This window comes from Geotalea uraniireducens Rf4 (genome assembly GCF_000016745.1).
Lineage (GTDB): Bacteria > Desulfobacterota > Desulfuromonadia > Geobacterales > Geobacteraceae > Geotalea > Geotalea uraniireducens.
In genome coordinates, this window is the sequence record NC_009483.1 from 2,057,749 (window position 1) to 2,069,791 (window position 12,043).

Annotated in this window: 11 protein-coding genes; 10 read left to right on the forward strand and 1 reads right to left on the reverse strand. The window is 53.8% G+C overall.

Annotated elements, in window-relative coordinates; genetic code table 11:
- Window positions 1-42: 42 nt before the first annotated feature.
- A complete protein-coding gene (locus GURA_RS09020) occupies window positions 43-612 on the forward strand; it encodes a hypothetical protein (RefSeq protein WP_011938674.1) in 570 nt (189 codons plus the stop codon).
- Window positions 613-1,106: 494 nt separating this feature from the next.
- Here the strand turns inward: GURA_RS09020 and eno are convergent, their stop codons facing one another.
- A complete protein-coding gene (eno, locus tag GURA_RS09025) occupies window positions 1,107-2,396 on the reverse strand; it encodes a phosphopyruvate hydratase (RefSeq protein ID WP_011938675.1) in 1,290 nt (429 codons plus the stop codon).
- Between the two features lie 297 nt (window positions 2,397-2,693).
- On the opposite strand from eno, the gene GURA_RS09030 reads away from it, so the two are divergent.
- The 9 genes from GURA_RS09030 (at window position 2,694) to GURA_RS09070 (ending at window position 12,022) form a co-directional block, all read left to right on the forward strand.
- Complete coding sequence (locus GURA_RS09030) at window positions 2,694-5,090, forward strand: HD family phosphohydrolase (protein ID WP_011938676.1); 2,397 nt, start codon at window positions 2,694-2,696, stop codon at window positions 5,088-5,090.
- A complete protein-coding gene (gene ybeY / locus GURA_RS09035; RefSeq protein WP_456152158.1) occupies window positions 5,077-5,442 on the forward strand; it encodes an rRNA maturation RNase YbeY in 366 nt (121 codons plus the stop codon). The genes GURA_RS09030 and ybeY overlap by 14 nt, the downstream gene beginning before the upstream one ends.
- Window positions 5,443-5,489: 47 nt before the next feature.
- On the forward strand, window positions 5,490-6,197 hold the full coding sequence (locus GURA_RS09040) for a diacylglycerol kinase (RefSeq protein ID WP_011938678.1): 708 nt from the start codon (window positions 5,490-5,492) through the stop codon (window positions 6,195-6,197).
- A gap of 66 nt (window positions 6,198-6,263) precedes the next feature.
- Window positions 6,264-7,118, forward strand: a complete 855-nt coding sequence (locus tag GURA_RS09045) for a hemolysin family protein (protein WP_011938679.1) — start codon at window positions 6,264-6,266, stop codon at window positions 7,116-7,118.
- Window positions 7,118-8,683 carry an apolipoprotein N-acyltransferase gene (gene lnt / locus GURA_RS09050; RefSeq protein WP_011938680.1) on the forward strand — a complete coding sequence of 522 codons (1,566 nt, stop codon included), beginning with the start codon at window positions 7,118-7,120 and terminating at the stop codon, window positions 8,681-8,683. Before GURA_RS09045 ends, lnt begins: the two co-directional genes overlap by 1 nt.
- A 15-nt stretch (window positions 8,684-8,698) precedes the next feature.
- A protein-coding gene (gene prfB / locus GURA_RS09055) for a peptide chain release factor 2 (protein ID WP_157046291.1) occupies window positions 8,699-9,812 on the forward strand; the annotation gives its coding sequence in 2 pieces (ribosomal slippage) (window positions 8,699-8,767 and window positions 8,769-9,812; 1,113 coding nt in all).
- A 46-nt stretch (window positions 9,813-9,858) separates the two neighbouring features.
- Window positions 9,859-10,695 (forward strand): NlpC/P60 family protein, encoded by an 837-nt coding sequence (locus GURA_RS09060; protein ID WP_011938682.1) that lies wholly within the window; start codon window positions 9,859-9,861, stop codon window positions 10,693-10,695.
- Between the two features lie 156 nt (window positions 10,696-10,851).
- Window positions 10,852-11,316 carry a helix-turn-helix domain-containing protein gene (locus GURA_RS09065; protein ID WP_041245373.1) on the forward strand — a complete coding sequence of 155 codons (465 nt, stop codon included), beginning with the start codon at window positions 10,852-10,854 and terminating at the stop codon, window positions 11,314-11,316.
- 16 nt (window positions 11,317-11,332) lie between these two features.
- On the forward strand, window positions 11,333-12,022 hold the full coding sequence (locus GURA_RS09070) for an integrase core domain-containing protein (RefSeq protein WP_041245374.1): 690 nt from the start codon (window positions 11,333-11,335) through the stop codon (window positions 12,020-12,022).
- Window positions 12,023-12,043 lie beyond the last annotated feature (21 nt).

Here is a 12,043-nt window from a genome sequence, read left to right on the forward strand (position 1 = left end):
ATGAATGCGTCAAGCTATGGGTAATTACTGAGGAGAGACAACGTGACACCTGAGCAGTTCATACGGGCTGGCCGGCTTGCTGTCGTCAACGCCGTCATCACCATTCCGCTCTTTCTCCTCTCGATCATGCTCGGTTTGCAGAGCGATTACGGGGCGCGGGCGCTCCAAACGATGCTGATGGTGGCCTCGACGCTTCTTTTTGTCTATATCCTTCTGGCGCTCAAGGAATTCATCAACAGCCGCCATGGTTTCCACGATACGGATATCCTTATCAAGATCCAGATATGGGCCAATATTGCCCTGACCGTTTTCAGCATGCTCGGCCTCCTCAGCCGGACGCTCCAGGAGGCGGGGGGGATGTTTGCCCTCTTCCTCATCGTTCCGCTCGGCATCGCCCAAGCCGTCTTCGGTTACAGGCTGCTCCGTTTGCCGGACAAACTCCACGGCAGGCTCAAGCCCTTTTGCTACCTGTCGATAGCTACCGGCTTTTGCTTTGCGGTTGTCGTCCTGATCCCGCTGGGGCTTATCACCAGCGCAGCGGCGGATGTTTTACTGGGGTTGATTTTAATTCGGGCGGGTGGAGAACCACTCTGTCAAAGCCGGGGAGCGTAAACGGAAAAGCCCGGAAGTGATATTACTTCCGGGCTTTTATTTTATGGTGTTACATCGAGGCTCTTTATTCTAATCCGTCGGTGGAAATTTCCCGAGCTTCAGTCGCATGCTCCTTGGAGGGCCATGCAACCGGGTATCCGCTCCGTTTCCCCTTTTTCCAGAGGTTTGTACGCTCATGACGGATGAAGTATGAACAGCTTATTCAGCGTTGTCTCATGTAGCACCACTTTCTTATTTTCAGAGAACTTCTTCTTTTGATTATATAATACGCTTATGAGGGGCATATGTCAAAGCGATGCCCACTGTAATCCATTGTCTGGAACGGCTTTACGGCGTGAAATAAACTGGAGTTTTTCTGATGTCGTGATTTCTGAATTTTTCCTCCGATTTCTCTGACTGCGACAAAAAAGAGCGGGTGGAAGTATCGTATCGATACTTCCACCCGCTCTTTTCATTGCGGCTAATGAACGGCGCACCTTATTGCCATGGTGCGTCTATTTCTTCAGGTTGTAAAAAACCTCTTTCCCTCTGAACAGCGCCACGGCGTCCAGCTCGTCCTCGATGCGCAGCAACTGGTTGTACTTGCAGACCCGATCGGTGCGGCAGAGCGAGCCGGTCTTGATCTGGCCGGCGTTGACTGCCACGGAAAGGTCGGCCAGGGTGGTGTCCTCGGTTTCGCCGGAGCGGTGCGAGATGACCGTGGTGTAGCCGGCCCGCTTGGCCATTTCAATGGCATCGAGGGTCTCGGTTAGGGTACCGATCTGGTTGAGCTTGATCAGGATGGAGTTGGCAATTCCCTTGTCGATCCCTTCCTTGAGTATCCTGGGGTTGGTGACGAACAGGTCGTCGCCGACGATCTGGATTCTTTTGCCGAGGCGCTCGGTCATTTTCTTCCAGCCGTCCCAGTCGTTTTCTGCCATGCCGTCCTCGATGGAGATGATCGGGTACTTGTTGACCAGGTTCTCGTAGAAATCGATGAGCTGGTCGGCGGTTTTCTGCGGCTGTGCCTCGTTTTCCAGGGTATAGACGCCGTCCTTGAACAACTCGGAGGAGGCCACGTCCAGGGCGAGCAGCACATCCTCGCCCGGTTTGAAGCCGGCCTTGGTGATCGCTTCCATGATTACTTGCAGTGCCTCTTCGTTGGACTTCAGGTTCGGTGCAAAGCCACCTTCGTCGCCGACGGCGGTGTTGTAACCTTTGGCTTTAAGAACCGCCTTGAGAGCGTGAAAAATTTCCGCACCCATGCGGAGCGCTTCGGCAAAGTTTTTGGCGCCGGCCGGCATGATCATGAATTCCTGGATGTCCACGTTGTTGTCGGCATGGGCGCCGCCGTTGATGATGTTCATCATCGGCAACGGCAGTTCCTTGGCGTTTGATCCGCCGATATACTGATAAAGGGAAAGCCCTACTTCGTCGGCAGCGGCCTTGGCCACGGCCAGGGAAACGCCGAGGATGGCGTTGGCTCCCAGTTTGCTTTTATATTCGGTGCCGTCCAGATCGAGCATCTTCCTGTCGATCCCAACCTGGTCAGTCGCTTCCATGCCGATCACTTCATCGGCAATGATGTCGTTGACGTTGGCAACAGCCTTCAGAACACCCTTGCCGAGATAGCGACCCTTGTCGCCGTCGCGCAGTTCCAGAGCTTCCCGCTCTCCTGTTGAGGCGCCGGACGGGACCGCTGCTCTGCCCATGGCTCCCGATTCGAGAAAGACTTCCACTTCCAGTGTCGGATTGCCCCGTGAATCGAGGATCTCCCTGGCGTACACATCTGTAATCTGGCTCATTATTCCCCCTGATCATTGATAGTGGACAGGCTTCGTTGCCTGCAATAACAAACAAGACTATATATCACACTTTCACATAAATGGAAGCAGTTTTGTAAATGTTCGTTAACGCTGAAAAATGGTTTAAGTTGACAGTATGCGGGGATAGGGATATATTAAACGCTTGTCTATGACCTGTTTACCGCAAAAAATCTTAACGGAACAGGCTACGTTTCTCATGGGAAACTAACTGTAACAAGGCTGTCGTCGCTCAACCTTTAATAAGGTGGGGTGCCGATCACGGGAATAACACTCAGAATGCCCACTGAAAGCGGCGATAACGAAAAACAAATTAAAGGTTCGCTTGTATTGCTTGGCGAAACCTGCCTGGACTCATTACTGGAGAGGTTTTCCGGTGCGAAGCACGAAAAACGGAACCGCTTCATTCTCCTCTTTTTTACCGCATTTTTCCTTACCCTACTGATTATTCCCAGCAGTCAGTTCAACGTTGTTAAATATAAGGCCGGCGATATCGCAACGTCGGATATCAGGGCCACCCAGGACTATCTTCTGGAGGACCGCCCCCTTACCGAGAAGAAGCGTTCCGAGGCCGGTAATGCTGCTCCCTTCGTCTATAATTTTAATGCCGGTGCCCCGCTAGACGTTACCCGGCGTTTCGAGAAGTCAATGGCCCTGGTCCGCGAGGCGCGGGAGGGTGACAAAGAAATGTCCGGCGATACTCTCCTGCGGAATCTCGACGGCGCTTTGCAGTTGGACCTTTCTGCCGCCGAGGCGGCAACCCTCGCCAGGATAAAGTCGGACCAGGTGCTGTTGGCCGAGATAAGCCGTGTCACCGCGGCCCTTTACCGGCAGAAGGTAGTCGCCGATAAAAAGGGGTTTACTGCCGACCGGAACCACGGTCTACTCGTTACCGACCTGGAAACAAAACGTGAGGTTGCTGCCGGCGATTACTCCCTCTATGTGGATCTGGTTGATGGACGGAAGGCCCTTGCCGGGATGAAGATCGCCATTGGCGCTTCCCCCCGCGATGTGGAGGTCATAAAGGGGGTGCTGTCCAGGATGATAGCCCCCAGTCTTACCTTCGACCGTGAGGCGACTGATCAATTGAGGCATGAAGCGAAAGCTGCCGTGCGTCCCGTCCTGTTCCAGTTGAAGAGGGGGGAGATGATTGTCCGGGTGGGCGAGCGGATTACCCAGGAACAGGCGATGAAGCTGGAGAATATCTTCGAGTCCCGTGGCATTAACCGGTTCTTCATGGGGGTCGGCATACTGGGGCTGGTGCTGGTGCTTTTCTACTTTCCGTACCGTTTCGCCCGCAAGAACATCCGCAAGTTCGACCCTTCCAATAAGGACATACTGCTCCTTACCTTGCTGACCATAGGCAACTTTCTGTTACTGAAGATAACATTTGCCGTATCTACTGCGATGGGGGGGCTCTTCCCCTTTATTGACACCGCCGACTATTACTACCTTTTTCCTTTTGCAGCCAGTGCCATCATCGTGCGCATTATTATCAATTCCGAGGTGGCCCTCGTTTATTGCGCCATTTGCGCGCCGCTCCTGGGGATGATGTTCAACAACAGCCTTCAGGTGGTCGTTTACGCCCTCCTGGGGGGAATCGTCGGGGCACACGGCGTTCGTCAGTGCAAGGAGAGAGGGGCCATTTATACGGCCGGCTTGAAGGTGAGCGTGGTGAATGTTGCCATGGCGGTTTCTTTCCAGTTTTTCAGTGACAATGCCTTTACCATGCAGACCGTTTACTGCGTGGTTTTTGCCTTGGTCGGGGGTATTATCAACGCTGCCTATGCCACCGGCGCCATTCCCCTGATCGAGACCCTGTTCCACTATACCACCGACATCAAGCTGCTGGAACTGGCCAACCTCAATACTCCCATTCTCAGGGAGCTCATGATCCGTGCACCCGGTACTTACCATCACAGCGTGGTGGTGGGAAATCTGGTTGAGGCCGGTGCCGAGGCGATCAATGCCAATCCCCTTCTGGCAAGGGTAGCTGCCTACTATCACGATGTGGGGAAGATCAGCAAGCCCCTCTACTTCATCGAAAACGTCGGAGGTGGTGAAAACCGCCACGACAAGCTTTCTCCGAGCATGAGTGCCCTGATCCTCATCTCCCATGTCAAGGAAGGGGCGGAACTGGCCAGGGAGAACCGCCTTGGCCAGCCGATCATAGATATTATCCGTCAGTCCCACGGTACGTCGCTCATCACCTTTTTTTATCAGAAAGCCAAGAGCCTTGTGATCTCGGATGCGCAGGGGGTGGAAGAGAAGGATTTCCGCTATCCCGGCCCCAAGCCGCAGACCCGTGAAGCGGGACTGGTCCTTTTAGCCGACTGTGTCGAGGCAGCCTCCAGGACCTTGACTGATCCGACCCCCGCTCGCATCCAGGGGATGGTGCAGAAGATCATCAACAACATCTTCATCGACGGCCAACTGGATGAGTGCGAGCTGACCCTGAAAAATCTCCATGAAATTGCCAAGAGCTTTAACCGGATACTTGCCGGCATCTATCATCACCGTATAGATTACCCCGAACCGGTTTTCAAAGACAAGGGTAGCGGAGGAAAGAAAAACCTTGAAAATAGCTATAGCGAACCGGCAAAGACGCTGGCCGATCGAGGCGAAGAAACTAAGAAAAGTGGCGGAGAAGATCTTAAGCGCCTTGGAATGTCCTGACAGCGAATTGTCCCTCACCATTGTCGGCGACCGGAGCATCCGCCGCCTGAACAGGGACTACCTGGAACGGGACAAGCCGACCAATGTCATTTCGTTTGCCATGCAGGAAGGGCTTTTCGGCGAGCTGAACCCGGAAGTGCTGGGTGATGTGATCATCTCGGCCGACACCGCAGCCCGCGAGGCTGAAGAGGGTGGAATGCCCTTTTTTGCCCGACTTTCTTTCCTGTTGTTGCACGGTATCCTCCACATAACCGGATACGACCATGAACGTAGCGGCGAGTCCGAGGCGAGGCGGATGGAGGCAAAGGCGCGGGAGATTTTCGGACTGTTGGAACGGGAAGGGCTTGTGTAAGGGCGGATACCAGGGCTGCCCATGCGAACACGAAATCGGGAAACCATTTGAAACCGACGCGCTTTATAGATTCGGCCAACTGTGCCATTGAAGGGATACTCTATACGGCCAGGACCCAGAAGCACATGCGCAACCATTTTCTGGCGGCGCTGGTCCTGTTGATCGCCACCCTGTTTCTGCGGGTTTCCGCCCTGGAGTTTATTCTACTGGCCTTGTCGGTCTCTTTCGTTCTCTTTGCCGAGCTGATGAACACCGCCGTCGAGGTGGTGGTTGATCTGGTTTCTCCCGGTTATCACCCCCTGGCCAGGATTGCCAAGGATACCGCTGCCGGTGCAGTGCTGGTGGCTGCCATCGGCACCGCGGTCATGGGCTACCTGATACTTTCCCGATACATTTTCCCTATTTACAAGGAGGTGCTCGGCATGATAGGAACGCCTACGGAGATGGGGACCCTGGTCTCGATACTGATGGTGGTGATTGTCGTGATCATTCTGAAGGCAAGAAGCGGCAAGGGAACTCCTCTTCAGGGAGGGCTTCCCAGCGGACATGCAGCGGTGGCCTTCTCCATTGCCACATCGGTTTCGTTGAACACCCAGGATCCGATGATTTCCCTGTTGACCATTGCCCTGGCAATTATGGTCAGCCATTCCCGTCTTCTTCTTAATATCCACTCCATGCGCGAAGTGGTGTTCGGGGCATTGACGGGGACCGGCATAACCTTGGCAATGCTGCTGCTTTTCAGGTTCGCCGGTTGACAGCGATGCGCAGGCGAGTTGTTGAGTTTGGCGATAATTTAATGAGATAATGGAGGGAACATATCCTTGGAAGGGGAGAATGGCAAGAAAAGTCCAAGTCTGCTTGACATTATAAGCCGATTTCTCTCGGGTCGCAAGCGTGTGACCGAGGAGGAAATCCAGGAGTTGATGGACGCCGGCGAGGAAGAGGGGCTGATCAACGAAGAAGAGAACCAGATGATCCGTTCCATCTTTGCCCTGGGTGATACCGTGGTCCGAGAGATCATGGTGCCCCGCACCGACATGGCTTGCGTAAGCGTTGATGCCGGAGTGAAAAATGTGCTCAATGCGATCATTGCCTGCGGTCATTCGCGCATTCCGGTTTACGATGGAACCGTCGATAATATCATCGGTCTTATCTACGCGAAAGACCTGTTGAAATACTGGGGGATGGATGCTTCGGCCATCGTCCTGAGGAAGATCGTCCGTGCGCCTTACTTCATCCCCGAAAGCAAGAACCTGGAGGAACTCCTCCACGAATTCAAGAAAAAACGGGTGCACATCGCCATTGTCATCGATGAGTACGGCGGCACGTCCGGCCTGGTGACCATTGAAGACCTGCTGGAGCAGATCGTCGGTGATATTCAGGATGAATACGACCTGGAAGAGGATTGGCTGGTAATAGAGCCCGATGGCTCGGTTATTGTCGATGCACGGCTGCCGATTGAAGAGCTGGAAGAACATTTCGACATCGAGGTGGAGAGGGAAAAGTTCGATACGGTGGGGGGGCTGATATTCCATCTCATAGGTCGGATTCCCGCAACAGGCGATGAGGTTGACAACGGCTCCATCCACATGACCGTTCTTGGCGCAGATGAACGGCGCATCAGCAAGGTGAGAATCGTCAGAAAGAGTGCAACGGTTGAGGAGATGGAAGGTTAGTGGATTATAGCAGATTCAAAATGCCCGATTTCAACGCCATTCCCCGACGGGATTATCTGCTGGCGGTCACCTCCGGTATCCTGTTGGCCTTGTCGTTTCCCAAGCCCGGCATTGCCATCTTCGCCTGGCTGGCTTTTGTTCCGCTTTTCCTGGCCCTGGGCAAAAAAAGTCCGCGCAAGGCCTTCCGTCTCGGGTTTGCCTGCGGCCTGACCGCCTACGGGGGGATTCTCTACTGGATCAACATCGTCATGACCACCTACGGAAAACTCCCTTTCCTGGTCAGTTTCTGCCTTTATCTGTTACTTGCGGCCTACCTTGCCTTTTACATCGGCATCATCGCCTACCTCGTCCGGCGAGGTGAGGAAAGGGGCATTTCACCGCTCTTTTCCTTTCCTTTTCTCTGGGTCGGGTTCGAATTGATCCGGGCCGTTATCCTAACCGGTTTTCCCTGGGCGAGCCTCGGCCATTCCCAGTACAGGACCCTGCCGCTTATTCAGATCGCTGATGTTACCGGTGTCTATGGCCTCAGTTTTCTCCTCGCCATGGCAAACGTCGTTCTCTATCGGATCGTCAAAGGGGTTGTCAGGAAGAAGCAGGCCGCCTATCCGACGAAAAGTGCGTCTGCGCTTTTCATACTTATGGCGCTGACCCTTGGCTACGGTTTTTACCGGCTGAACAGCGTCGACCATGGCGAGCCGGTCAAGGTCGTGCTCGTGCAGGGAAACATACCCCAGGACGTGAAGTGGGATCCAGCTTTTCAGGAGGCAACGGTCGGTATTTACGAGAAGCTTTCCCGTAAGGCGTGCACAACCGGCGGTAATCTCGTCATCTGGCCTGAGAGCGCCTTGCCGTTTTACTTCCAGAGCGAGGAGAAGTATGCGGCGCGGGTGAAGGCTTTGGCTTCCGAACTGAAGAGTTGTCTCGTTGTCGGCAGCCCGGCTTACGAGAAGGATGGGGAGAGAATCAGATACCTGAATAGTGCCTTTCTCCTGGCGCCGAGCGGAGATGTTATCGGTCGCAGCGACAAGATGCACCTGGTCCCCTTTGGAGAATACGTGCCGCTGCAGAAGCTCCTTCCCTTTGTCAACAAACTGGTGGCCGGTATCGGTGAATTTTCTTCGGGGACAAAGATTACACCGCTCAACACCGGTAAGGGGGAGATCGGCGTCCTGGTCTGCTTTGAGGGGATCTTCCCCGAATTGGCCAGGGCGTATGTCCGGGCCGGGAGCCGCTTGCTCGTCAACATCACCAACGACGCCTGGTTCGGTAAATCGTCGGCGCCGTATCAGCACCTTTCCATGACCGTATTCCGTGCCGTGGAGAACCGTGTTCCCTTGGTGCGTGCTGCCAATACCGGCATTTCATCGATAATCGACAGCAAAGGGCATATCCGCGGCATGACGCCGCTGTTTGAGGAAGCGTTCCTCACCGGCGAGGTACGCTACGGTGAGGGTAATACCATTTACAACCGCTATGGCGATTTCTTTGCCGGGTTCTGCTTGTTAATATCGGTGGGCATCGTCGTGCAGATATTCAGAAAGAACGGAAAGCGTGAAAAAGATTAATTTAAGGAGTAAATGATGTTCAGAGAAGAAGTGGCAAGAGTCGAGGCAATGGCGGAGCGGATCAACAAGTTACGGGGGTCTCTTTGACATAGATAGCCTGAGGGAGGATATCCAGGAGCTGGAATCGAAAATCGCCGACCCCGGTTTCTGGGATGATAATGATACTGCCCAGAAGGTGCTCAAAGAGCGCACCGTCATGGAAAAGACCCTGTCCGCCTGGGATCGGTTCAACCGGCAGGTGGATGATATCCGTGTGCTCATCGAGCTTGGCAGCGAAGCCGAGGACGAGGCGACCCTGGCAGAGGTGCATGGACTGAATGATGAGCTGGAGAAAGGGGTCTCTCATGCCGAGTTCCAGAAGATGCTTTCCGGTCCCCATGACGCCAGCTCCTGTTTCGTCTCCATAAACTCCGGGGCAGGGGGCACCGAGTCCCAGGATTGGGCCGAGATGCTGCTGCGCATGTATCTCCGCTATTGTGAACGCAAAGGATGGAAGACGGAGATAACCGATTACCAGGCGGGCGACGAGGCCGGGGTGAAGGGGGTGACCTTTTCCGTCAGCGGCGAGTACGGTTACGGCTATCTCAAGGCTGAAGCGGGTATTCACCGTCTGGTGCGTATTTCACCTTTTGACAGCAATGCCCGCCGCCACACGTCGTTTGCCTCGGTTTTCGTCTTCCCGGAGATTGAGGACGATATCGAGGTAAAGGTCAACGAGGCCGATCTGCGTGTCGACACCTTCCGTTCCAGCGGCGCAGGGGGGCAGCACGTCAATACCACCGACTCTGCCATCAGAATTACCCATATTCCGAGCGGGATTGTCGTTGCCTGTCAGACCGAGCGGAGCCAGCACATGAACAAGGCTACCGCCATGCGGGTTCTTCGCGCCAAGCTCTACGAGCGGGAACTTCAGGAGCGTGAATCCCAGGCTGCGGAGATTGGCGGCGAGAAGAAGGAGATCGGATGGGGCAGCCAGATCCGCTCCTACGTGCTCCATCCGTACAAGATGGTGAAGGACCTGCGCACCGGCGTGGAGAGCGGCAACCCGGACGCAGTCCTGGACGGGGACCTGGAAGAGTTCATCGTCGCCTTTCTCATGGGGGTCCGTCGGGAAGTCAAGGACGTATAAATCCTATCCGCAGATTACCCGTTTTCAAGCTTCGGAGTTTTTGTTCATGATTTATCGAGTGTTGTTTCTGATTGTTTTCTGGGTCACGGTCGTATTGACCGCCACCGGTTGTGCTGCACCTTCTGCCGGCATCAGCAGGGTCGGCTTCGCCATCCAGGTTGGCGCTTTTTCCGAGGTGAAGAACGCCGAACGTCTCAGCAACAAGTTGCAGCAAAAGGGTATCGAGGCTTTTTATTTTAAGAAGGACAATGGCGTCTATGCCGTACGCTTCGGTGATTTCGAAAGCAAGGAAAAGGCGAGGAAGGCGGCGCAGCGGCTCGTTGCCGATAGGATGATCGGCTCCTATTTCATCGCCCCGCCGCAGAAGATAGCTGTGAAGAAAAGCAGCGAGCTGGCCTGGGAAAAGGCGCCGGAGCCATCCCTGAAAAAACTTTCTCCTGTGGTCCCGAAAAAAAAGGTTGAGCAACCTGGTGGTGAAGCCGGGCCGACAAGTGGCGGCAAAGGTCACGGCGACATGGGGGTAATTGCTGCACGCACCGCCGAACGCTTTGTCGGCATTCCCTATCGTTGGGGTGGTGACACTGTGGTGGACGGCATGGATTGCAGCGGTTTTGTCCGGGCGGTTTACAACCTGTGCGGTGTGAATATCCCGCGTACCTCCCGCGAGCAGTTCAGGGTTGGAGAGAATGTTGGAAAGACGGACCTCCAGGACGGTGACCTGGTCTTTTTCGGCGCCTCCGGCGACGAGATAAACCATGTGGGGATCTATGTGGGGAATGGCCGCTTCGTCCACGCTCCGCGCCGGGGTGACGACATCAAGGTCTCCACTCTTGATGAAAACTATTTTGCAAAAAAATTCATTGGTGCGAAGAGATATTTCTAAACAGTAATTGACAAGTGTCAGGACATCGGTTACCCGGATGTGTCAAGACATCGGTTACCCTTAACGCCCTTTTTTGTGTCAAGACATCGGTTACCTTCATTAGAAATATCAGCTACAATGTTCTCTGTGATTTCAACTTGAGGGGAGAACATCCGCATGGAAGAAGAACTCAGGAAACAAGCAGTCCAGCGCCATCTTGCAGGCGAATCACCCAAGGCAGTCTATACAAGCCTTGATCGCTCCAAGAAGTGGTTTTTTAAGTGGTTGAACCGGTATCAATCTGGCGCGACTGACTGGTACAAGGAACACTCAAGAGCGCCACTTAAAAGACCGTCTGAACTCAGCATCGTAGATAAGGAGATTATTGTCTCCACCAGAAACCGCCTGGACTCGTCACCATTTGCACAGATTGGCGTTTCCGCTATCAAGTGGGAGCTGCATAAGCTGGGGTTACCGTTTCGCTCTGACAGCACCATTAACCGGACCCTGAAGCGGGAAGGACTCGTTAAAAAAAACGAGATATTCCCCCAAAGGGGTCGAGTACCCGTACTTTACCGAAGCCCTGTGCTGCAACAACATCCATCAGATGGATCTTGTTGGCCCCCGCTACATCAAGAGTGACGGCAGATTTTACTCGATGAATGTGATTGATCTGTACAGCCATCGGGTCTTCATCGAATCAAATCGCACCAAGGAGGATGACAACATTGCACAGGGTTTGCTGCGCTGCTGGAAGTCAATGGGGCTTCCCGACTTCCTGCAAATGGACAATGAACTCAGTTTCCGTGGCAGTAACCGCTATCCGAGGTCACTTGGTCTGGTGCTGCGACTATGTCTCTACTTCGGCGTTCATCCTGTTTTTATCCCTGTTGCGGAACCGTGGCGCGATGGCGTAATAGAGAGCTTCAACGATACCTATGACAAAAAGTTTTTTCGCCGCCAGTGGTTCACAAGCTATTCCATGCTCAAGCGGCAAAGCAAGAATTTCCAGCAGTTTCACAACAAGAATCACCGTTACAGCTATCTCAAGGGGAAAACGCCACTGGAGGTTATTGAAGCTGACAAATTCAAGCCCTTGACGCTGGGGCCAAATACCAGGATGCCAAAACTTGATTTTCTCCCGGACGGCACCATTTCGCTCATTAGATTTATCAGGAGCGATAGAACACTTAACATCTTTGGCGAAAAATTTGAGGTTTCAAAAGACCTCGTCTATTCATATGTGCGAGCCATGATCGTAACGGAAATTCACACGCTGCAAGTGTACCTGGGTGAAGACTTTGTTCAAAGCTTTGAGTACAGAATGCCTACAGAGTTCAGCTCATGAAATAGTATGCATAATCAGGGG

Excerpts from the sequence above, each read along its gene's own strand:
- GURA_RS09030 (WP_011938676.1), top strand. The coding sequence starts at position 2,694 with ATGCCCACTGAAAGCGGCGATAACGAAAAACAAATTAAAGGTTCGCTT.
- GURA_RS09070 (WP_041245374.1), top strand. The coding sequence starts at position 11,333 with ATGAATGTGATTGATCTGTACAGCCATCGGGTCTTCATCGAATCAAAT.
- GURA_RS09065 (WP_041245373.1), top strand. The coding sequence starts at position 10,852 with ATGGAAGAAGAACTCAGGAAACAAGCAGTCCAGCGCCATCTTGCAGGC.
- eno (WP_011938675.1), bottom strand. The coding sequence starts at position 2,396 with ATGAGCCAGATTACAGATGTGTACGCCAGGGAGATCCTCGATTCACGG.
- GURA_RS09060 (WP_011938682.1), top strand. The coding sequence starts at position 9,859 with ATGATTTATCGAGTGTTGTTTCTGATTGTTTTCTGGGTCACGGTCGTA.